This window comes from Acidobacteriota bacterium, assembly GCA_030697165.1.
Lineage (GTDB): Bacteria > Acidobacteriota > Vicinamibacteria > Vicinamibacterales > UBA2999 > 12-FULL-67-14b.
On the sequence record JAUYQQ010000019.1, the window covers coordinates 109,356 to 130,707 of the forward strand.

The 21,352-nt window shown below is 65.9% G+C and carries 18 protein-coding genes and 1 pseudogene; 8 read left to right on the top strand and 11 right to left on the bottom strand.

From position 1 onward, the window contains the following. Positions 1-11: 11 nt before the first annotated feature. From Q8T13_17955 to Q8T13_17985, 7 genes are all read right to left on the bottom strand, one after another. Positions 12-362: a type II toxin-antitoxin system PemK/MazF family toxin gene (locus Q8T13_17955; GenBank protein ID MDP3719649.1), complete on the bottom strand. Its 351-nt coding sequence runs from the start codon at positions 360-362 to the stop codon at positions 12-14. Continuing rightward, the gene (locus tag Q8T13_17960; protein MDP3719650.1) at positions 355-591 is read right to left on the bottom strand and encodes a CopG family transcriptional regulator; all 237 of its coding nucleotides are present in this window, start codon (positions 589-591) and stop codon (positions 355-357) included. The genes Q8T13_17955 and Q8T13_17960 overlap by 8 nt, the downstream gene beginning before the upstream one ends. A gap of 51 nt (positions 592-642) precedes the next feature. Then, the gene (locus Q8T13_17965; protein ID MDP3719651.1) at positions 643-3,039 is read right to left on the bottom strand and encodes an ABC transporter permease; all 2,397 of its coding nucleotides are present in this window, start codon (positions 3,037-3,039) and stop codon (positions 643-645) included. 190 nt (positions 3,040-3,229) lie between these two features. After that, positions 3,230-5,605, bottom strand: a complete 2,376-nt coding sequence (locus Q8T13_17970) for a carboxypeptidase regulatory-like domain-containing protein (GenBank protein MDP3719652.1) — start codon at positions 5,603-5,605, stop codon at positions 3,230-3,232. A gap of 117 nt (positions 5,606-5,722) precedes the next feature. Continuing rightward, complete coding sequence (locus Q8T13_17975) at positions 5,723-6,610, bottom strand: hypothetical protein (protein ID MDP3719653.1); 888 nt, start codon at positions 6,608-6,610, stop codon at positions 5,723-5,725. A gap of 81 nt (positions 6,611-6,691) precedes the next feature. Continuing rightward, positions 6,692-9,166: an ADOP family duplicated permease gene (locus tag Q8T13_17980; GenBank protein ID MDP3719654.1), complete on the bottom strand. Its 2,475-nt coding sequence runs from the start codon at positions 9,164-9,166 to the stop codon at positions 6,692-6,694. 31 nt (positions 9,167-9,197) lie between these two features. Continuing rightward, positions 9,198-9,749 (bottom strand): protein-disulfide reductase DsbD family protein, encoded by a 552-nt coding sequence (locus Q8T13_17985; protein ID MDP3719655.1) that lies wholly within the window; start codon positions 9,747-9,749, stop codon positions 9,198-9,200. A gap of 61 nt (positions 9,750-9,810) precedes the next feature. Here Q8T13_17985 and Q8T13_17990 point away from each other — a divergent pair, with 61 nt between their 5' ends. The 6 genes and pseudogenes from Q8T13_17990 to Q8T13_18015 all read left to right on the top strand — a co-directional run bounded on the left by Q8T13_17990 (position 9,811) and on the right by Q8T13_18015 (position 13,557). Further along, a complete protein-coding gene (locus Q8T13_17990; GenBank protein ID MDP3719656.1) occupies positions 9,811-10,515 on the top strand; it encodes a response regulator transcription factor in 705 nt (234 codons plus the stop codon). After that, positions 10,515-11,792, top strand: a complete 1,278-nt coding sequence (locus Q8T13_17995; protein MDP3719657.1) for an ATP-binding protein — start codon at positions 10,515-10,517, stop codon at positions 11,790-11,792. Before Q8T13_17990 ends, Q8T13_17995 begins: the two co-directional genes overlap by 1 nt. Further along, positions 11,789-12,907, top strand: a complete 1,119-nt coding sequence (arsB, locus tag Q8T13_18000; protein MDP3719658.1) for an ACR3 family arsenite efflux transporter — start codon at positions 11,789-11,791, stop codon at positions 12,905-12,907. The genes Q8T13_17995 and arsB overlap by 4 nt, the downstream gene beginning before the upstream one ends. Continuing rightward, positions 12,904-13,035, top strand: a complete 132-nt coding sequence (locus Q8T13_18005) for a hypothetical protein (protein MDP3719659.1) — start codon at positions 12,904-12,906, stop codon at positions 13,033-13,035. The genes arsB and Q8T13_18005 overlap by 4 nt, the downstream gene beginning before the upstream one ends. Beyond that, a complete protein-coding gene (locus tag Q8T13_18010) occupies positions 13,032-13,328 on the top strand; it encodes a permease (protein MDP3719660.1) in 297 nt (98 codons plus the stop codon). The genes Q8T13_18005 and Q8T13_18010 overlap by 4 nt, the downstream gene beginning before the upstream one ends. Beyond that, positions 13,322-13,557, top strand: a pseudogene (locus Q8T13_18015) (thioredoxin family protein). The gene Q8T13_18010 and the pseudogene Q8T13_18015 overlap by 7 nt, the downstream one beginning before the upstream one ends. Here Q8T13_18015 and Q8T13_18020 read toward each other — a convergent pair. Further along, the gene (locus Q8T13_18020; GenBank protein ID MDP3719661.1) at positions 13,540-14,040 is read right to left on the bottom strand and encodes a response regulator; all 501 of its coding nucleotides are present in this window, start codon (positions 14,038-14,040) and stop codon (positions 13,540-13,542) included. The pseudogene Q8T13_18015 and the gene Q8T13_18020 sit on opposite strands and share 18 nt — an antisense overlap. Positions 14,041-14,161: 121 nt before the next feature. On the opposite strand from Q8T13_18020, the gene Q8T13_18025 reads away from it, so the two are divergent. Continuing rightward, on the top strand, positions 14,162-15,658 hold the full coding sequence (locus Q8T13_18025; protein ID MDP3719662.1) for a mechanosensitive ion channel family protein: 1,497 nt from the start codon (positions 14,162-14,164) through the stop codon (positions 15,656-15,658). A 93-nt stretch (positions 15,659-15,751) separates the two neighbouring features. On the opposite strand, the gene Q8T13_18030 is transcribed toward Q8T13_18025, so the two are convergent. After that, on the bottom strand, positions 15,752-17,065 hold the full coding sequence (locus Q8T13_18030; protein MDP3719663.1) for a DUF2254 domain-containing protein: 1,314 nt from the start codon (positions 17,063-17,065) through the stop codon (positions 15,752-15,754). Between the two features lie 396 nt (positions 17,066-17,461). Between Q8T13_18030 and Q8T13_18035 the strand changes: the two genes are divergently transcribed. Further along, positions 17,462-19,396 carry a copper-translocating P-type ATPase gene (locus Q8T13_18035; protein ID MDP3719664.1) on the top strand — a complete coding sequence of 645 codons (1,935 nt, stop codon included), beginning with the start codon at positions 17,462-17,464 and terminating at the stop codon, positions 19,394-19,396. Positions 19,397-19,488: 92 nt separating this feature from the next. On the opposite strand, the gene Q8T13_18040 is transcribed toward Q8T13_18035, so the two are convergent. Continuing rightward, positions 19,489-20,007 carry a hypothetical protein gene (locus Q8T13_18040; protein MDP3719665.1) on the bottom strand — a complete coding sequence of 173 codons (519 nt, stop codon included), beginning with the start codon at positions 20,005-20,007 and terminating at the stop codon, positions 19,489-19,491. Positions 20,008-20,017: 10 nt separating this feature from the next. Beyond that, on the bottom strand, positions 20,018-21,337 hold the full coding sequence (locus tag Q8T13_18045) for a hypothetical protein (GenBank protein ID MDP3719666.1): 1,320 nt from the start codon (positions 21,335-21,337) through the stop codon (positions 20,018-20,020). Positions 21,338-21,352 lie beyond the last annotated feature (15 nt).

Here is a 21,352-nt window from a genome sequence, read left to right on the forward strand (position 1 = left end):
CATGGTCATGGCTACGCGGAGGGCAAGTCAAACACGTCGAGCAGGGCTCGATCGAGCGCGATCAACTGGGGGGATTGCAGGCGCGACAGCGGCCCTTGCACCAACCGCGCGTTGTCGATTGCACGCACTTGATCGACCAGGGCGTCCGAGTCCTTCTTCAGCTTCCCCGCGGCGCGGATTCGAACGCGCAGCGGCTCGGCATCATCAACCAGCTGGGTTGTGAGTGGGACGATCAGCGTGGATGGATGCCCGGCATCGAGCAACGCCTGCGCTTGAACGACCACGACCGGGCGCGTTTTCCCCGGTTCGGTGCCGCGACGGGGGGTCAAGTCTGCCAGCCAGATCTCGCCGCGCTTACGCATCGAGGTCGCGCTCAATGGCCGCGAACTCGTCGTTGATCCGCATGCTCTCTCCGCGAACCTTGTGGGACGCCTCCTGGAGGCGCCGCGCCCGCAGCCGCTCGCGCGTTCCTCGATTCATCTCTTCAAGCGCGCGCCTGATGTACTCAGCCCTCGTGAGTTGCAAAGCTTCGGCGCAACGGCCGGCGGCCTCGAGCAGATCGTCGGGTAGCTTCAATGAAATGGCCGTCATGGATACCCCCATCGAATACCCTACAAGGGTATCACATTTGCTTGCCACCCCTCACTCGGAGCGAAGAGTCACGGCAGGGTCCACTCGCGATGCCCGCATCGCGGGTCCGAGCGCGGCCAAGCAGCCGGCCGCAACCAGGGTGACAGCCACCGCCGCGTAGGTCGCGGTATCGGTCGGGGCAGTCTCGAAGAGGAAGCTGCGGATTACCCTGGTGACGGCGGCGGCGCCGGCCAGGCCGATGGCCACGCCGATCGCGATGGGAACGGCGGAATCCATCAGGACCGTCCTCACGACTTGGCCGGGCTGCGCGCCAAACACCATCCGCAGGCCGATCTCGGCCGTGCGCCGTGATACCGCGTATGCGGTCATCCCGAAGACCCCCACCAGCGCGAGCAGCAGTCCGAGGCTCCCCAGCAAACCGAGCATGACCGTCCGGCGCCGCGGCGTGATCACGCGATCACCAAACCAGTCGTTGGCGGTGCGGATGCGTTCGATCAGCACGCGCGGGCCAATCGATTGCGCCGCGTGGCGAAGGCGATCGCCCGACACGGGGATGCGATCCACAGTCCGCAGCACAACCATCAGTGATTGATCCAATGCCACGGCCTCCGGCTGGAGGGGTAAGAACACCTGGGGGAAGTTCGGGCCGCGCCGGTCAAGCGGACCACCGTGTCGAAGATCGGCAATCACCGCCAGCACCGTCCAGGAACCAGACGCGGCCCCTTGTGAGAACTGACGTCCGACGGCCGGGCCATCCGGAAACAGCCCGCGCGCCGCCGACTCGTTGATGACGGCGCCGGACGAGCCGGTGGCGTAGTCGGGCTCGGCTGGCAACCGGCCCTCTCTGACTCTGACGCCAATGGTCTCAAAGTAGCCAGGCAGCGTCCTGGCGACGCGAGTGAAGACCCGCGCCCCGGTCCCACGGAACCCCGTGTATGAAGAGCCGCCTTCGAGCGCGAAGCTGTCGACAAGGCCGGCAGACTCGACCCCCGGGATAGTTCGCAGCCGCCGCAGCAGGTCGGCGTAGTACGCGGTGTGAGCGGCGGGATCGCGCTCGAGCGGCAGCACTTCCATCGTGACGAGACGATCGGGATTGAAGCCGAGGTCGACCGCAGTCAGGCGAGCGAAGCTACGCAGCATCAAACCGGCACCGGTGACCAGCACCACGGCGAGCGCGACTTCGGCAGCGATCAGATATTGACCGCCGCGCCGTGACAGCGAGCGGCTTGTCTGCCGGCCACCATTCGACATCGCCGAGACGACCCGAACCTGCGACAGCCGAACTGCGGGCACAAGTCCAAACAGCATGACCGTCGGTACGAGCAGCGCGACGGTCGCCGTCAGTACTCGGAGATTGACCGTCACCGGGACGTTCGCCGGCAACGTCATCGGAACGTTCGCCACAATGGCGTTGAGGCCCAGCCACGCCAGCATCACGCCAACCACGCCCCCGGCCAATGCCAGCACGACGCTCTCCGTCAGGAGCTGGCGAATCAGGCGAAGTCGGCCCGCACCGAGTGACGCACGCACGGCCAGTTCCGGCTGCCGCGCCGCTCCGCGCGCCAGGAGCAGGCCCGCAACGTTGACACAGGCCAGCAGCAGGATCAGCGCCACCGCACTGGCGATGATGTTCACGGTTACCTGATGGCGGTTGACGGCGGACTCCAGCTCCGAACTCACCACGACGCGCACCGGCGTACCGTGAAGATCTGGATCGGGCGAGGCGCCCGACACGCGTGCCAAGAGGCGCTCGCCAGCCTGTGCCGGGGTAACGCCGTTCTGCAGGCGGGCCATCACGCTGAGCCGGCCGCTGCCGCGCATCGCCATCTCGGCCAGTGGCACTTGCAGGGGACGCGCGAGCGGGACCTTCGCGTTGAACGAAGCAGGCAGGACCCCGACGATCGTCACGACCCCGTCATCCAGACGTATCGTCTCGCCGACAACTTCCCGGCGGCCGCCGTAGCGGCTCTGCCAGTAATCGTAGCCAAGGAGCGCCACCGCCGGCGCGCCAAACTGCGTGTCCTCGAGCGTGAAGTCCCTGCCGAGGAGCGGCGCCACGCCGTGAATCGAGAGGTAGTCTTCCGTAAAGCGGCTGACCTGGACCCGTTCGGGCTCGGGTCCATCAACGATGCGGCCCCTGAACTCCGATCCCCATCCGGCAACCTGGGCGAAGATGTCGCCGGCCTCTTGGTAGAGCCGCACGTCGGCCATCGCTGGCGACGGCGAAAACACCTGGCCATCGCGCTGGGCGACTTCGACCTCCACGCTGACCAGGCGCTCGGGATCTGGGTAGGGCAACGGCCGCAGCATCGCCGCATCGATCACTGAGACGATCGCCGTAGCGGCGCCGATGCCCAACGCCAGCGTAAGCACGGCGACGATGGACGACCCGCGTTCCCGAAGAAGTTGCCGGATGCCGTACCGGATGTCCTGCCAAAGGGCTTCCATCAATGGCACGAATGCTAGCACTCATCGCATCCTGTCGGGGCGGCACTCCTCGTCGGGATCCCGGCAGACATTGCCCTCCCGACCAGTCGTTCCCTCCCGACCCGCCTTCGCGCCATGCGCTTCCACCTTCGCGGAGCTACGGCAGACAAGTCGGCGCGCCACGCGAGAAGCACGCTCCCGGCTGAGCCCGCTAGAAACTTCGCGCCACGCGGATCGACACCGTGCGCGGGGCGACCACGCGGGTGCCGACGAACACCGACTGGAAGTTGTACAACGCGGTTCGGTTCGACAGGTTGCTCACCTGCACCTGCGCGCTCCACGTCCGCCGGCCGCGCGCGTCCTCGAGATCGACGCCAGCGGCCAGATCGATAATCGTCCGCGGACGCACGCGCGGCACCTCCGCACCGAGGTTGACGTACGGCAGCAAGTCGCGAAAGTCCGGGTCGGCGGCCACCTCGACGGGATCGGACGGATTGGACACCAGGCCGCTGTCGTGACGAACCGACCCGCTCACCCACCAGAAGCCGTCGGGATCGACTGTCACCAGCCCCTGCAGGCCGAGCCGTTGATCGTGGTCGATGAAGAAGGGGCCCTGGGACAACAGGTCAACGGCCTCCTGGCCGAGGAACAGGCCGCCGGTGAACGGGGGCGACGAAATGGCACGCCCGGTCGTGGCGCTGAGCGAACCGGAAATGCCGCGGCGCGGCAACGCGCTCAGCCGCACCTCCGCGCCCGTCACCTCGATCCCGCTGAGGCTCGTCGGAAAGATGATGCCGGTATCGAAGAAGTTGTTGTTGTCCTGCTGGTCGCGCGACGTCTTGCGGTAGATCGCGCTGTCGAGCGTCAGGGCCCGCCCCATGGCGACCTGCGCGCCGACTTCAAACACGTCCTGGCGCTCGGGTTGAATCGGGCGATACGCGCTGCCGAGCGCCTCGCGCACGCTCGCCGGCGCGAGCTGGCTGGCCGCTTCGGAGTTCGACAGCAGCAGGTTCTCGTTGGGCGGTGTCTGGTAGTTGCGGTTGTACGAGGCGCGCAAGACGAGCGTGTCACCGAGCGCGAAATACGACACGCCGAGCCGCGGCTGCAGCTGGCGGCCGTTGACCAGGAAGCGATACTCGTCGTGCCGCACACCCGCCGTCAGCGTGACGCGCGCGAAGGTCACCGTCGACTGCGCGAACGCGCTCACCTGCGTCCCCACCTGGGCATCCGCAAACACGAAGGGCGAGCCGCCGCGCGTCAGATCGTAAGGCAGCAGCGCCTCGTTGTAACCGGACGAGCCCGGCTCGTTGAATGCCGCCGAGGTCAGGCCCATGGTGAAGTGTTCGGTCACCGGGAACCGCTGCCAGTCGGCGCCCGCGCGGACGCGATAGCGGCCGGAGCCACGATTGTACCGGCCGCTCACGGTGAACGTGGACAGCCGCCGCTCCTGGGCGGCGGTCACCGGCGTGTCACCGGCGCTCGGCAGCAGCGACGCGCTCGTGGTCCGGTAGCCGGCCGTCCCCTCGAACGACGCGCCGGCATCCAGGGTCCTGACCAGCGTGGTCCACACCGACACATCATCCAGTTCCTGCCGTTGGTCCTGGCCGGAGGCGTGCTGCGAACGCTGGTTGGCCAGCTCGAAGCGCGAGCCCCCGGCCATGATGTGGCCGCGCAGATGCGTGCGATCGTTAACGGCCATGTCGACGCGGCCGAAGGAACGCGCAAACCGCCCCGCGTTGTGCAAGTTGTCGATCGAGACCTGGTCGAGAAAGCGATCGGTGGTCAGGGCCGTCAGTGAGCCAAAGTAGCCGAAGCGCCCGCGCTCGCCGCCCAGTTGCAGCGATCCTTGTCCCGTGCCCGCCGCCCCGCCGGCGAGCGAGAACGATCCGGTCACCCCTCGTCCTGTGCCACGTCCGCTGCGGCTGTTCAGAATCGCCACGCCGGAGACCTTGCTGCCAAACTCGGCAGGAATATTTCCGGTCAGCAGCTCCGCCGTCTGAATCACCGCCACATCGAGGGAGTTGGCGAACGCGCCGGTCAACTGGTCGCTGATCGGCAACCCGTCGATCAGGAACGTCATCTGATTGTGCGCGCCACGCGGATGAATGGCGCCATTGGCATTCTGCGCGAAGCCTGGAAACGCGACGAGCACGGCCTCGATGCCGCGGCTGGAGACGGCGACCGGCATCCGCTCGAAACGCGTGACGCTGACGGCATGCCGGGTGCCGGCGGACGTCGTGTCCATGGCCGGCTGCTCAGGCACGACCTGCACGGTGTCGGTGAACGTCGCCACGGTCACCAGGGCATCAACGTGACTGGGGCTGGCATCGAGCGCGTCGACGCGCTGTTGGAAGGAATTGAATCCAGGCATCGCAATCGTCACGTGATGCGTGCCAAGGGGAAGGTTCTCGATCTTGAACCGGCCCGACGCTTCTGTGGTGGTGTGGCGTTCAAGGCCGCTGGCGGCGTGGCGCGCGGTCACGAGCGCGCCCGGGATGGCGCCCGCCTGCTCGTCGCGCACGACCCCCGTGATGGTGGCGGTGCTCTGCGCGGTAGCAAGCAGCGGCAGCAAGAGGCACAGGGCCAAGCAAAAGGCGAGGCGACGTTGGGTAGTGGAAAATATTGTCGCCATCTATGAAAACATATATTTTGAGTTATCAAAATATACTGACATAGCTAGGCTGTCAAGGGCTTTGGGGCCAAATTATTGGGGTGGGAGGACGCGGCCGCCGGTAATGAAGCGGCGATACCCGGAATACTGCGTGCTGGTGCGCAGCCGCGGCATGCCGGATCCGCGGGTAATGCGGAACGAGGTGGCCGATGCCGGCAGCACCAGCGTTTCAGGCGGATCCTCGAACGTCACCGGCTTGAAACGAATCGACGTATCCCACCGCTCCATCGTCCACGACGGCCACGAATTACGGTGGGCGACCTTTCGCGGCAGCGGGATGTCGACCAGGCCGATCAGCCCCTGATCCATGCGCAGCACGTCATAGGTTTCGGCATCAATCCAGATGCGCCCGCGCAGGCCGCCATCGAGTGTGTAGCTGAGGCAGTCTTCGTTGCCGTTGACCAGTTCCACTGTGACCGACGGCTTCTGCACCATGCGGTAGTCCACCAGGATGGCCGCGCGGTTATCGACCCTTCCGGCGCCGGCCAGCTTGAACGAGTACTCGTGGCGCTGTTGCGGCAACAACAATGACAGGGGCTGAATCTCGGAGGTGTTCTGCTCGGGCCCGGTGCAGTTGTCGCGATCGTTCTTGCGCGGTGGATGGCCGTTGACCTTGAGCACCTGGCGCAGCGTGCGCGCTTCGATGGGGATGGGGTTCTCGTCAGTCGGTTCCCACGACAACCGCAGTTCCGACTCCACCGTGCGGCCGCGCGAGGGGCCACCCGAATCAAACGGCATCAGGCCGACAATCTCGATGCAGACAATGCTTTGGGCGCGCGCGAAGTACTGCTCGACGCGTGCGCCCACTCGCTGCAGCACTTCAGCCAGGTCCGGCCCGTTTGTGGGCTGGCGCGCGGCGGCCGTCGCCGCGAACAACACGAGCGCGGGAAGGGTCAGCGCCGTTCGGCTGGGACGAGCCACAACGCGGGAATTATACTCAGGGATCAGGGATCAGGGATCAGGGATCAGGGATCAGGGATCAGGGATCAGGGATCAGGGCGGTCACGTCGTCCGCAGGGCATCGCCGGGATCGACCTTCGACGCGGCCAGCGCCGGCCGCAAACCAGCCAAAACGCCGACCACGATGAACAGCAGCACGGCCGCGCCGAGCGTCCATGGATCAGTTGGCGCCAGCCCGTGCAGCAGCGCCGACGCAGATCGCGACGCGTACAGGGCCAGTGGGATGCCAATCGCAATCCCGGCGAGCGTCACGATCAGGCTCTCGCGCACCACCGCCCGCACCACGCGGTCGCGAGACGCGCCGAGCGCCATGCGAATGCCGATCTCGCGCGTCCGCCGCGCCACCGAGTACGCCAGCATGCTGAAAATGCCGATAAACGCCAGCACTACGGCGAGCCCGGCGAAGGTGGACGAGAGGGCCGCCAGCAGCCGGTCCTGCTTCAACGCGATCTCCACCTGCTCGTCCATCGAATAGATCCGCCGGGAGTACTCGTGCCCCATCTCGAAGATCGCCTTGGTCACGGCCGCGTCAAGCGCCGCCGGATCGCCATCACCGCGAAACAAGATAATCGGCGTGCGAAACCGCGGCTCCTGCGCCTTGGGCCGAAAGGCCACCGGCTGATGGGTATTTCGAAAGCCGCCGACCGTCGCGTCAGACACGACGCCGATCACTTCCACTTCCCTGCGCGCCGCTTCGTCGCCGATCCGAATTCGTTGGCCGATCGCATCACCGTGGGGAAACAGCTTGCGCTGCAGGCTCTCGTTGATCACCGTCACGGCACGACCTTCGGCCGTGTCGGTCCAGGCCACGTCGCGGCCGGCGTGCAGCGTGATGCCGTTAATAGCGAAGAAGCCCGGCGTGATGAAGTCCATCATGCCCATCACCGCGCTGTCGGCCTCGGCGGCGCCGGTCCTGGCCATGGCGTGCTCGGTCGCGAGGTTGGCGAAGTTCCAGTAGGCCGGAAAATAATAGGACAGCGCGACGGCCGTGACGCCCGGCACCGCCGACAACCGCTCGACCAGCGCCGGATAGTAGGCCGCGTCGTTGATGGCGCGATAGCCGCCCGGCTGCGAGAACGCGCGCGTCCAGCGGACGCCCTCGGTGCGGACGCCGATGTCCAGGTCGCGCAGCGACGCCAGGCTGCGCACGAACAGCCCGGCGCCAAACAACAGCACCAGCGAAATCGCCACCTCGGCGATCAGTAACGCGCGGCCCCAGCGACTGGTGGCCGACGACACGGTGCGCGTGGCCCGCACCGGCTCGGTGCCGCCGCGGGTCGCGACGAGCGACGGCAGCGCGCTGACCAGCAGGCCAATCGCCGCCGCGCCGGCGGCCAGCACGGCGAAGACGCGCGCGTCGGGGGTGACGGACACCGCGGGCGTGATGCTGCTGTCCCACAACACCACGAGCAACCACGTCGCAATCGCCCAGGCCAGCGGCACGGCCAGCGCGGCACCGGCCAGCGACAGTAGCAGGCTGTGCGCCAGCAACTGCTGCGCGATCCGCCGGCGCGAGGCGCCAAGCGTCATGCGGACGAGCAGCGAGTGATGCTGCGCGAAAGCGCGCGTCAAGAGCAGTCCGCTCAGGTTGACGCAGCCGACCAGGAGCAACAGCACGCTGGCACCGGCCAACAGCCAGAGCGGATCGCGGTATCGCGTCCGCAGGGTCGAGAATCCGGTGGCCAGCGACTCGAGCTTCACGAGCCGCGTGCGCAGCTCGGCCTGTTCGTTCGCGGGCAACCCGGCCGGCGCGGCATCGACGCGCAATTGGGGCCATGCCGTTTCGAGTGCCGCACTGGCGTGCGCGAGCGTGGTGCCCTGGCGCAGCCGGCCAACCAGGTTCAGCCCGCGCATGGGTCCGCCGGTGAACTGGTTGATCGCCAGCTGCCGCCCCAGCACGCTTTGCGGCACCAGGACATCGGCGGCGCCTTCGATCGACAGACCCGTGTACTTGCGGGGCGTGATGCCGATGATCGTCAGCGGCACGGCGCTCACGGTCAGTTGCTCGCCGACGGCATTCGGATCGCCGCCGTAGTAGCGCTGCCAGAACCGGTGCGTGATCACCACCACCGGCGCCGACGGCCCGTCGCCGGGTGCATCCTGTTCGGTGAAGAAGCGGCCGAACTGCGGGGTCAGCCCCATCAGGGTGAAGTAGCCCGGGGTCACCGCTTCGATGGCGCCCTCGCCGGCGACGCCGCGCGCCTCGGTCAACAGCACGCCCCCACCGGAATAGAGCGCCAGCGCCTCGAACACCGGCAGGCGCGCGACCTCGGTATAGGTTCGGTAGTAAATCGGCCGAGGCTGGAGGCCGCGCTCGTCGGTTGAGGACACGACCACCAGGCTGGCGGGGTCCTGGATGGGCAGTGGACGCAACACCAGCGCGTTCAGCAAGCTGATGATGCCCGTCGTGACGCCCACGATCAGGGCGAGCACGGCGATGACGGACAGGGAGAAGGCGGGCTCCCGAGAGATCTGGCGTACAGCAAACCGGCAGTCGTGCACGAATCCGGCGATCATGCTCACTCTTCCCGGGGGGCGGGTGGTCGTGCTACTTCCGGTCGGGCTCCTTCACCGCGAGCGTAAAGCTGACCGGCACCCGCGTCGGAGCGTAGCAGACCCGGTCGTCACAGGCTTGATACTCGAGGCGGCCCGACAGCGTGACCGTGGGCGATGCCGCCAGCAGTTTCTGCGCCTCCGGCGTGGACAGGATGGTTACATCCTGCACCAGTTTGAAGGGCTTGCCGTAGGTCTCGACCTTCTCGTCCAGCACTTCGAAGTGGTACATCTCCGACGGCGGATAGGTGGTCGGCTGCACGCGAAACCACGACTGCGGATCGAGTTTCACGGCAATCACCTGGTAATCGTGCTTGCCGGGCGCGTAGACGTGCATCAGCTTCTTCGGCGTGACCGCGAACGCCAGCGACACGCGCTGGCCGGGCGCGACCTCGGTGTCGCTGATCGACGTCACCACGGTCAGGTGCATGGTGTCATTGCGCACCGCGCCCGACGCCGACTGGCCGAACGGCGACGACTGGCCCAACACGCCAGGGCCACTGGTGACGCAGATAGCGCAGAACACCATCAAACCAATGCGTTTCATAAGAGTTCCAATTCCACGCGACGTCCTAAACGATACCGCAACTGCTAAGATCGCGGAAACCATGTCGGCGAGGCCCCCCACCCGGATTCTGGTCGCGGAAGACGATCCCGACATTGGCAGCCTGCTCGAGCATTACCTGCGCAAGGCGGGCTTCATGGCCACGATTGTGACGTCGGGCCGCGACGTCATGCCGCAGATCAAGCGCGAGGCGCCCGACCTGGTGGTGCTGGACCTGATGCTGCCGGGTCTGGACGGCCTGCAGGTGTGCCGCGCAATCCGCGCCGACGCCAATACCGCGGCCATCCCGATCATCATGCTGACCGCCAAGGCCGAGGAATCGGACCGCATTGTCGGGCTCGAGCTGGGCGCCGACGATTACATCACCAAGCCCTTCAGCCCCAACGAAGTCGTGGCGCGGGTGCGGGCGCTGCTGCGCCGCGCTCACCGCGCCGCGCCGACCAACAGCCGGTTGACCTACGGCGGACTCACGGTTGACGTCGAACGTCACGTCGTCAAGTTCGACGGCGATGAGGTAAAGCTGACCGCGAAGGAGTTCCTGCTGCTGCAGTACCTGATGCTGCACCGCGGTCGCGTGCTGTCGCGCGACCTGCTGCTGTCGGACGTGTGGGGCTACTCCTACACCGGCGGCACCCGCACGGTTGACGTGCACGTGCGGCGCCTGCGCGAAAAGGTGCCGATGCTGGCCGACACGATTGTGACGATCAAGCAGTTCGGCTATAAGTTGCTCGACCCGGCGCCCGCCTGATGCCGCTCTCGACCACTACCCTCGTCTTGCTCGGCGCCGTGGCCGGCGTGGCCCTCGCCGTCGCGGCGCTGGCCTTGTTTCGCTCGTCGCGGGCCGCCGGCCTGCACCAGCGTGTCAGCGCGATCCAGGCGGTCGCCCGGCGCTACGCCCTGGGCGACCTGAGTCGGCCGGCCCCCGATTACGGAGACGATGACCTGGGCAGTGTCGCGCGCAGCATGGATCAGGCGGTGCAGGAGCTCGGCCGCCGCGTCGACAGCCTCGCTCGCGATCGCGCGCGCATGGAAGCCATTCTCGCCAGCATGATCGAAGGCGTGCTGGTCGTGGATGAACAGGGACGCCTGCAGTTGGTGAACGACGCCGCGCGGCGCATCCTGAAGCTCGAACAGGGCGCCATCAATCATTCCTACGTCGAAGCCATCCGCCATCCCGGGATCGTCGAACACCTGGGCCGCGCGCTGGCGGGCGGCGAGACCAGCGCGATGGAGTTGTCGGTCACGCGCGACACCACGCGAACCCTGATGGCCCAGGTGGCCCCGGTCGTGACCGCCGGGCGCGGCGCCGTGCTGGTGATGCACGACATCACCGAACTGCGGAAGGCCGACTTGATTCGTCGCGACTTCGTCGCCAACGTGTCACACGAGCTGCGCACGCCGCTCACCGCCATCAAGGGCTACGCCGAGGCGTTGCTCGACGATCCCGAAGATCCGGAAGCCCGCGAACGATTCATCGAGATCATCCACCGCCAGGCCGAGCGCATGGAGCGGCTGGTCAAGGACCTGCTGCGGCTGGCGCGCCTCGAGGCCGGCCAGGAAACCGTGGAAGTGGCGCCCTGCGACATCGCCGCGCTCATCAGGAGTATCGTCGCCGACTTCGAGCCGATGGCCACCAAGAAGAACCAGACCATCGCGGTGTCGGTGCCTGCGGACGCAGCGATGCTGCAGACCGATGCCGCGAAGCTGCACGACATCATCCGCAACCTGGTCGAGAACGCCGTGAACTACACGCCCGACTCTGGCGCGATCGACATCGGCGCGAAGGTCGCGGACGGGCGATTCCAGCTGACCGTGGCCGACACCGGCCACGGCATTGCGCCCGACGACCTCGGGCGCGTGTTCGAACGTTTCTACCGCGTGGACAAGTCGCGCGCGCGGCCCGGCGGCACGGGCCTGGGCCTGTCGATCGTCAAACACCTCGTCCAGGTGCTGGAAGGTGAAGTGTTCGTCGAGAACCAGCCCACCGGCGGCGCGCTCTTCACCATCAACCTGCCCTTCCGATGACGGCCGGCAACAAGGGGCCGCGCGCAAACGTGGCCGGGAACCTGTCGTTCCTGGATCGCTTCCTGACGGCCTGGATCTTCATGGCCATGGGCATCGGCGTGTCGGCCGGCTATTTCTTCCAAGGCGGCGTTGAGCAGTTCAACGCCGCGCTCACGGTCGGCGAGAACACCAACCTGCTGATTGCCGTCGGGCTGATCCTGATGATGTATCCCCCGCTGGCCAAGGTGGACTACGCGCTGCTGCCGAGGGTCTTCGCCGACTTCCGCATCCTGGGCCTGTCGCTGGTGCAGAACTGGATCGTGGGCCCGGTGCTGATGTTCGCGCTGGCCGTGGTCTTCTTCGGCGTGATCGCGCCGGCGCTGTTTGGTCCCGATCCGCGTTGGGGCTCCTACATGGTCGGGCTGATCCTGGTGGGCATTGCCCGCTGCATCGCCATGGTGCTGGTCTGGAACCAGTTGGCTCACGGCAGCAGCGAGTATGCCGCCGGCCTGGTTGCAATCAACAGCGTCTTCCAGGTCGTCACGTTCGGCTTCTATGCGTGGGTCTTCATCACGGTGCTGCCGCCGTGGTTTGGCCTCCAGGGCATGGCCGTCACGGTCAGCATCGCCGACATCTTTATGAGCGTGATGATCTACCTCGGGATCCCGTTCGCGGCGGGCATCCTGAGCCGGTTGATCCTGGTGCGGCTATACGGGCGCGACTGGTACACGCGGACCTTCATCCCGAGGATCTCGCCGATCACGCTGGTCGCGCTGCTGCTCACGATCGTCGTGATGTTCTCGCTGCAGGGTGAACAAATCGTCGCGCAGCCGCTGGATGTGTTGTGGATTGCGATCCCGCTCAGTACCTACTTCGCGATCATGTTCCTGATCAGCTTCTTCATGGCCTGGAAGCTCGGGGCGGATTACTCGCGCGCGGCCACACTGGCGTTCACGGCCTCAGGGAACAACTTCGAGCTGGCCATCGCCGTTGCCATTGGCGTGTTCGGGATCACTTCGCCAATCGCGTTCGCCACGGTGGTGGGGCCGTTGGTGGAAGTGCCGGTCCTGCTCGGGCTCGTGCACGTGAGCCTCTATTTCCTCCGCCGGCTCTACGGCGGGCGAGTCAGTGCATGACTACCCTGACGCCGACCTGGCCCACTGCCCACCCGATCCAGTTTTTGCTGGCGGCAGCCCTCGCATGGGTGGCCCTGTATTGGTCGCTCGTCCCCGCGTCCGAGGCGCTGGTGGCGGCCCTCCCGTGACGCCGTTCTGCTCGTGTTCGGCGGTGCCGCTCGTCATCGGCTTCGTGCAGGCCGGCATCCCGCTCGGCGTGACGTTCTCGTTTCTGATCGCCGCGCCGATGGTGAACGAGGTGGCGCTGACGCTGCTGTTCGGCCTGTTCGGCTGGCGCATCGCGCTGCTCTACCTTGGGCTCGGACTCGCGATCGCGATCGTGGCCGGGTGGGTGATCGGTGGGCTCAAGATGGAGGCCTACCTCGAAGACTGGGTGCGCAACATGCCGCGCATCGTGGCCCGTCGCTTCCGGAAATGGTGATTCTTCGCAAGGTTCTAGAGACGCGGCTGATCGTGACCTTCATTGCCGTCGTCGCCACCGGCGAGAAAGGCGTGGCGCGCGAGGTGGTCAAGGTGGAGGAGATCCAGGACATCATGCGCTACGGCATCATGTCGACACAGGGGTCATGATCGAGGAGCAGGTCGTGCATGCCGGCGGCGTGCCGAGCCGGGCCAAGGTGGAAGGGTGGCTCTCATCGACGCAGGGGTAGTTTGGTCGCATCGGCAGCCGCTCCGAGCGTCAGGCGCGGCGCGTTCAGAAGGTCTGCTTTTGCGGTCTTGCCGCGCACGCGCTGCAGCGCGACGTTTGCGAGCGACGCGCGGACGTGTCGCAGCAATTCGCCTGGCAGGCACGGCTTCGCCAGAAACAGATCGCAGCCGGCGCGCCTGGCTCGCTCACGCTCGGTGTCCCAGGCACATGCGCTCAGCACGATGATGGGTCTGCGCTCTGCCCCCTCGTCGCGGCGCAGCCGGCCAATCAACCCAACGCCGTCCATACTGCCAGCCAGCAGAACCTCCGTCACGATGAGATCCGCGCGCGGTGCCGCGACCAGCGCATCCCAGGCCTCCGAGACAGCAATCACCGCAAGTCCGTGCGTGCGGAGACACTCCGCATACGTGTGCAAGCCCTCGTCGCGAGGCTGAGCTAGCAGAACGACCGCGCTGGCGCGCGTCGTGAGCATCGACTGGCGCATCGCGCATCGTGTGCGTAAACGAACGCGAATCGCTGTCCACAATTGCACAGGGGACGCCCCGCCGACTAGTTCAGAGTCATTGCTCAGGGCCCGTTTCGAAACGCGGATACGATGGACATGAATGGGGACGACGCCGGCTCGACCGTGTTCTCCGGCATTTCCTGGTCGTGAACTGCTGCAGCGAACCGTGCTGCTCGGTTGCCTGTGCAGCGCGTTGAGCTCGACGATCACCGCTCAGGAACCTGCACCCCCAGTCAGCGAACAGCGCCCACCTGCGGCCCCGGACACCACCGCCGTGTCCCCGGCACCGGCGAAGGTCGACGTCAATCCCGTCGCGCGCGACGAAGAGATCCGCGCGCGTCTCCAGAACGTCCTGACTGCGACGAATTGGTTCACCGACCCACAAGTCCGGGTTGCGGAAGGAGTCGTGTTTCTGAGCGGGCCGGTGGATTCCGATGAGCTCAAGCAATGGGCTGGCAACTTGGCCCGCAACACCCAGGATGTCGTCGCCGTGGCCAACCGGATGGAGGTCATCGAGTCATCGGTATGGGACTTCCGCCCGGCATGGAGCGGACTGTTGGTGCTGTGGCGTGACGTCATCCGGTCGCTGCCCATTCTCGCGTTTGCGCTGGTCATTCTGGCCCTGGCGGTGGTGGCCGGTCTCCTGACTACGCGGGGAGCGCGGCTGTTGCTGCGCCCACGGATCCGCGCGCCGCTCCTGCGCAACGTGATCGCCCGTGCGGCGGGTACGCTGGTGTTTCTCTCCGGCTTCTACATCATCCTGCGAGTGTCCGGCCTGACCCAACTGGCGCTAACGGTGGTCGGCGGCACCGGCCTGGTCGGGCTGGCCGTTGGCCTCGCATTCCGGGACATCACCGAGAACTTTCTGGCGAGCATCTTCCTCAGCCTGCAACGGCCATTCGAGACGGGCGACCTGGTCGAGGTCTCCGGTGTAACCGGATATGTGCAGCAGTTGAACGTGCGCACCACCATCCTGATGAACCTCGACGGCAACCTCGTCCAGATTCCGAACGCCACCGTCTACAAGAGCAACCTGAGGAATTTCACGACCAACGCCAACCGGCGCGAGAGCTTCGACGTCGGCATCGGCTACGACGATTCGATCACCGCGGCTCAGGAGATTGCCCGGCGGGTGCTGGCGGAGCACCCGGCCGTTCTGAACGACCCCGCGCCTTCGGTGCTCGTTGATGGCCTGGGGCGCGCGACCATCAATCTGCGCGTCTACTTTTGGCTCAACGGCCACGAACACAGTTGGTTGAAGGTACGGTCGTCGGTGATCCGGCTGGTGAAGGTCGCTTTTCAGAAACAGGGGATCTCAATGCCAGATGAGGCTCGCGAGGTGGTCTTTCCGCAAGGCGTCCCTGTCACGGTCCTCGCGGGGACGCCCGAGGGCCCGCCCGTCGGTCAGCCAGGACAACAGCCGCCGGTTGAAGTGCCGGACGAGGAACTCGATGCCGTCTCCACGAAGGCCGAGGCCGGCCTATACAGCGAAGCTGGGGTCATCGAAGAACAGGCTCGGCAGCTGCAACCGTTGAAGGACGAGGAGAATCTGCTGCGACGTGCTGACGGCATTCCTTCCTCTGAGGAACAGCCATAACACCGGTAGGAAGTCGAACCTCGGCTGTGGCCGTGCTGTTCTCTGTACTCGCCCACCTACGTCTAAGGTAAGCGGTCGGTCATCGACGAGTTGTTACGAAGAACCCTTCAGGGACTCAGAGACGTGTGTCGCGTGCGACTCGAGTTCGCCCTGTTCCCGGGGGCTTGGCACGCTCCGCTGGATCATCTCCCGGACCGCTTCCACCTGCAGGAACAGTGCGCGACGACGCTCGCTGCCTGAGGTGATGCGGCTCAGCGTCTCCAGTGAGCGGATCAGGCGCCGCAGCACCGCCACGTTGCCGGCGGCATTCTGACAGATCTGGTCGAACGCCTCGGCCACGAAATCTGCGTAGGTCGGGCGACGGACGATGACCCGCAGCTCACCGGCCTCAACGCGGCCGGGGGCTTCGAGTTGACGCTGCGCCAACCGCGCCAGGATGGCCGTCAGATAGTCCACGCACATGACGGCCGTCGTCGTGTCGTTGATGCCGGGCGACAAGCCCTTGAGCGCGACGTCGACCAATTGCCGAATGCCGTACGCGGCGTCCTGGTCGACAGTGCGCTGCCGATCGACGGTATAGGCGGCGTTAATCTGACGGATGGCGGCGGGATCGGCGTCTCGCGCTTCGGAGACTGAAGCAAGGGGCGTGTCCTCGATGACGAACTCACCGATACGACACTCCATGCGCACGGTCGTCTGCCGCGCGCGCGCGAACGCGATCAGCGCACCGATGTCTACCCGCTGGACGTAGCCTGTGCGCCGCGCCGGAATCGTACCCCGGAACTCTTGCAGGGACATCGCAGCGGCCCCTTCGGGCCAATCAGCCGGCTCGCCCCGATTCCCTGGGAACAGATGGTCCACCGCTTCCAGCGTATCCCTTGCCACCCTGGCAATGATCTGCGATGCCTGGATCGACGAGCTGATGTGATCGATGAAGAGGATCAAAAACGCGATCCCGACAAAAGCCAGCGCCACAGCGACCAGCACGGACAGAGCCGGCACGAAGGCACCTTCGTCGCCGCCGCGGATCGTTCGCAGCACCACCAGGCAGTAAGCGAAGATGCCGACGAACACGCCAAGGACCGTTTGGTTCGTGCGGTCATTCATGAAGTTCCGGAGGACCCTCGATGAGTACTGGCTTGAAGCCAACGACAGTGACACGATTGTGATCGAGAAGATCACGCCCGCGACCGTGATCATCGAGCCGGCAATCGTGGACAGCATGCCGCGCGCGCCGGCCGCCCCGGCGCCGAACAGGCGCGGCCATCTGACGCTGACGTCCGGCGTCAGCATCCGATCCGTTTCAATCAGCGCGAACGCCAGCGCCACAGCGGCACAGACGATCACCGCGGGCACGAACCAGAAGCTGGATCGCAGGTCCGTCCAGAGATCACGCGGTTTCTTCATGGCCGCTCACCTCCCCTGTCTCTCCGTCCCGTTCCGTCAAGATCTCGATGCCCGCGGCGCGGAGATATTCGACCAGGCGGCCGGGCTCTGGCGCGTGAATCGCGCGAAGGCCGACGGCCCGCGCTCTCGCCACGTTCTCCGCGCGATCGTCCACGAACAGGCTGGCCGCGGGCTCCGCCTTACGGTGACCGTACAGCGGTAGCCACAGCCGCCACTGTTCACAAACGCACAGTCGTCGGCTGGGTGTTCCCGCAAACTGAGAGTTGCAGCGAAGGACTCATCCTGTCAGATGGGGAAACCGCGATGAAGCGACACGAACACCCGGCACCGAGCACCGAGCCGTCGCATGACCCCGTGGCCGGGAAGGCACACGCTGGGCCGACCCACCATGCGCACATGGCGGCGGATTTCCGCAAGCGGTTCTGGATCTCACTGGTCCTGACGGTACCGATTCTCCTCCTGTCGCCGATGCTCCAGTCACTGGTGGGGCTCCGGGACGCCATCCAGTTTCCGGGGGACCTGTACGTGCTGTTCGGTCTGTCTTCCGCAGTCTTCTGGTATGGCGGTTGGCCGTTTCTCCAGGGCTTCGTCAAGGAACTGACCTCCCGCCGGCCCGGGATGATGACCCTCGTCTCGGTCGCCATCGCCACGGCATATCTCTACAGCAGCGCTGTCGTCTTCGGTCTGACAGGAAAGATGTTCTTCTGGGAACTGGCCTCCCTCGTCGACATCATGCTGCTCGGGCACTGGATCGAGATGAAGTCCGTGATGGGCGCGTCGCGAGCGTTGGAGGAGCTGGCCAAACTCATGCCCTCCGATGCCCACAAGCTCATGCCCGACGGCAGCGTGACGGACGTGCCGCTCAGCGAACTGGCGGTGGATGACAAGGTCCTAATCAAGCCCGGTGAGAAGATTCCCGCCGACGGTGTGATCGTGGCCGGCGACAGTTCGGTCGATGAGGCGATGCTCACCGGTGAATCCACCCCCGTGGCCAAGGCGACCGGCGGCGAGGTCATTGGCGGATCCATCAACGGCGAAGGGTCGCTGACCATCCAGGTCAAAGGCACTGGCAGGGATTCGTTTCTGTCGCAGGTCATCGATCTCGTCAAACAGGCCCAGGACAGCAAATCAAAGACTCAGGACCTCGCCAACACCGCGGCGATGTGGCTCACCGTCGTCGCCCTGGGTGGCGGCGCGATCACCTTCTTTATCTGGCAGGTGATCGTGGGCCGGGACTTCGCGTTCGCCATCGAACGCACCGTCACCGTCATGGTCATTGCCTGCCCGCATGCCCTGGGCCTCGCCGTGCCGCTGGTGGTGGCCGTCTCTACTGCGCTGGCGGCCAGCAACGGCCTGCTCATTCGCAATCGCGTGGCGTTCGAGGGCGCGCGGAACTTGCAGGCCATCATCTTCGACAAGACCGGCACGCTCACCGAGGGCCGGTTCGGCGTGTCCGACACATTGGTCCTTGGTGAGGACATCACCGAAGAAACCCTGCGCACCTACGCCGCCTCCGTCGATGCGCATTCCGAACACCCCATCGCCAAAGCCATTGCCGCCGCCTCGGAGCAGAAGCTGCCGGTGGACGGTTTTCAAAGCATCACCGGCAAGGGAGCCGAGGGCCGGGTCGACGGCAAAGACATCAAGGTCGTCAGTCCCGGCTACTTGCGAGAACAGAACATCGCGCTCACCGACCCGCGCGTGGAGCCGCTGCAGGCCCAGGGCAAGACCGTCGTATTCATTCTCGTCGACGGAGCGTTGAAAGGCGCGATGGCGCTGGCCGATATCGTGCGACCGGAGGCGAAGCAAGCGATCGATGCCCTCAAGGCGCTCGACATCCGCTGCCTGATGCTGACCGGCGACAACCAGGCGACGGCCAAGTGGGTCTCGGACCAGGTCGGCCTGGATGAGTACTTCGCCGAAGTCCTGCCCAAGGACAAAGCGGCCAAGGTGAAAGAGGTCCAATCGCGTGGCGTGTTGGTGGCCATGACTGGCGACGGCGTGAACGATGCCCCGGCCCTGGCGCAGGCAGATGTCGGCATCGCCATTGGCGCCGGTTCCGACGTGGCGGTCGAAACCGCGGACGTGATCCTGGTGCGGAGCAATCCGCTGGATGTCGTGGCCATTGTGCAGCTCTCGCGTGCCACGCATCGCAAGATGGTCCAGAACCTGCTCTGGGCCACCGGCTACAACGTGGTCGCCCTGCCGCTGGCGGCCGGAGCCCTGTATGCCTGGGGCGTGCTGCTGACTCCGGCGCTCGGCGCGGTGCTGATGTCCGCGAGCACGGTGATCGTCGCCGTCAACGCACGGCTGTTGAAATTGCAGAAATGAACCGTCGCGGGGACGATTTGCCGTCGCCTGACCGAGTAAGGTCGAAGGGTGGCGGCAGGGTCCGGCATCATGCGCGAGGGGGGCGTCTGGCGTTAGTCGTCGACCACGAACGAGAACAGCTTGTAGCGGCCGTCCTTGACCATCGCGGAACCGAAGAGGCGCAGCACCAGCTCGCGGCCGGTGTCGTCGGCCGCCACGATCTCGCTTTCCCGCATCACCGAGAACGTTTCGTATTTCGTCGCTTCGCCCGTGTACTTCGTGCTGACGAACCTCAGCTTCTGCCCGGCATAGCGGCCGACAGTGGTGTCGAGATAGCCGTCGCTGCGCTGCTTCAGCTGGCCCCAGGCGTACTCGAACGGCACGTTCCGCTCGGGCCGGCTGGTGTCGAGTTCAGGCCAGACGTGGTCTTTGAACTCCTGCTCGGACAAAGCCAGGGCCTTCAAACCGTCGACGTCGCGGCGTGCCAGCCGATCCAGCACGGCCTGCGCCAACGCTTCAGGAGTCTCAAAGGTATTGGAGAGAGGGTTCTTGCTGGCGGGCGCGGCGGGCTGGGTGCAGCCGGCCATCGCTAAGGCGATGACCACGACACCCAGCCCGAGAATTGCCTTCACGAACGCTATCCTAACGCTGCTCGAACGACGTCCAACCGGTCATCCAGTTGTCGGCCGGTGCGGGCGGCACGGCGCCGATGAAGGTCACCGCTTCGAAGAAGCCGTCGTTGGGCGGTTGAATCGGCGCAATCTGCCCGCCTGCCAACGTCGCGACGCCAGTCGGCTGGAAGTTGTGGTTCTCGTGGTTCGAGCAGCCGGCCATCGAGATGCCGACTTCCGCATCCGTCGCCCCGACCCGGATGTTCGGGAACTGGCCGCCGGTGATGAAGGCCATCACGCTCGAGTGCATGTTGGTCGGCATTCCCCACGCCACGCCGGCGCCCATGTGCGAGGTGCCGTTGGTGACCTGCGCGCTGGTCGACGCGTCGCTGATCTGGAAACCGACGTTCTTGAAGCCGGTGACCAGGAAGTTACGCACCGTGAACGCGGTGCCACGACGGAAGTTCGCGCCACGCGGACCCTCACTGCCCTCGTTGCGGTCGGGGTCACCGCACAAGGTGATGTTGTAAATCTGCGGGTTCGAGCGCGGCAACAGGTTGTTGTTGAACTCGTTGTTGTCGGCCTCGATGCCGTTGTCGGCATCGTCGCCGCGCTGGGTGATGGCGATGAACTGCGCGCGGCCGGACCAGCCAAAAGTCCAGTCGAAGCTGTCGTCGGCCGCATTCGAGACGACGGCGTATTTGATATCCGCGGTGCCGCCGAACCATTCCAGACCGTCGTCGCGAGCCATGTGCACCTGGATGTATTCGTAGGAGCCGCCGCGGCCAACCCCCTGGAAAGCAATGCCGTTCAGCTCGTTGTCCGGGCTGAACTCGGTGCCGCCGTACTCGACCCGCACGTAGCGCATGGTCCCGCTGCTGTCGTTCGGGCTGTTGCCGCCGTAGATGCCGGTATCGCCTTCACCGGCGCCTTCGCCGCCTTCCAGGTTGACCGGCGCGCGGCCGTTCAGGATGATGCCGCCCCAGTCGCCGCGGGCGCGACTGCCGATGGCCTGGTCACTGGTGAACACGATCGGCGCCGTCCGCGTGCCAATCGCGTTGAGCCGGCCGCCACGCTCCACGATCAGGGTACCCACACTGCCCGCCTCGCCGATCACACGGGTGCCGGCGGCGATGTTCAGCGTCCCGCCGTCTCGCACGAACACCGCGCCGCGCAGGACGTAGTAGAAGTTGCTGGTCCAGTTCACGGTGCTGGTGATCTCACCGGTCACGACGATCACCGGCTTGTCGATGCCGGGCACGTTGGTCTGGGTCGATACCGGCGCCACGCCGCCCGTCAACATCGCCACCACCATGGCGAGCCCGGCCAGCCTGTAAGACATCTGTTTCATGATCATGCTTCTCCG

Bases quoted from the DNA above. Each gene is read 5' to 3' on its own strand.
- Q8T13_17955 (MDP3719649.1), bottom strand. From the start codon at position 362: ATGCGTAAGCGCGGCGAGATCTGGCTGGCAGACTTGACCCCCCGTCGC.
- Q8T13_17960 (MDP3719650.1), bottom strand. From the start codon at position 591: ATGACGGCCATTTCATTGAAGCTACCCGACGATCTGCTCGAGGCCGCC.
- Q8T13_17965 (MDP3719651.1), bottom strand. From the start codon at position 3,039: ATGGAAGCCCTTTGGCAGGACATCCGGTACGGCATCCGGCAACTTCTT.
- Q8T13_17980 (MDP3719654.1), bottom strand. From the start codon at position 9,166: ATGATCGCCGGATTCGTGCACGACTGCCGGTTTGCTGTACGCCAGATC.
- Q8T13_17985 (MDP3719655.1), bottom strand. From the start codon at position 9,749: ATGAAACGCATTGGTTTGATGGTGTTCTGCGCTATCTGCGTCACCAGT.
- Q8T13_17990 (MDP3719656.1), top strand. From the start codon at position 9,811: ATGTCGGCGAGGCCCCCCACCCGGATTCTGGTCGCGGAAGACGATCCC.
- Q8T13_17995 (MDP3719657.1), top strand. From the start codon at position 10,515: ATGCCGCTCTCGACCACTACCCTCGTCTTGCTCGGCGCCGTGGCCGGC.
- arsB (MDP3719658.1), top strand. From the start codon at position 11,789: ATGACGGCCGGCAACAAGGGGCCGCGCGCAAACGTGGCCGGGAACCTG.
- Q8T13_18005 (MDP3719659.1), top strand. From the start codon at position 12,904: ATGACTACCCTGACGCCGACCTGGCCCACTGCCCACCCGATCCAGTTT.
- Q8T13_18020 (MDP3719661.1), bottom strand. From the start codon at position 14,040: ATGCGCCAGTCGATGCTCACGACGCGCGCCAGCGCGGTCGTTCTGCTA.
- Q8T13_18025 (MDP3719662.1), top strand. From the start codon at position 14,162: ATGGGGACGACGCCGGCTCGACCGTGTTCTCCGGCATTTCCTGGTCGT.
- Q8T13_18030 (MDP3719663.1), bottom strand. From the start codon at position 17,065: ATGAAGAAACCGCGTGATCTCTGGACGGACCTGCGATCCAGCTTCTGG.
- Q8T13_18035 (MDP3719664.1), top strand. From the start codon at position 17,462: ATGGCGGCGGATTTCCGCAAGCGGTTCTGGATCTCACTGGTCCTGACG.
- Q8T13_18045 (MDP3719666.1), bottom strand. From the start codon at position 21,337: ATGAAACAGATGTCTTACAGGCTGGCCGGGCTCGCCATGGTGGTGGCG.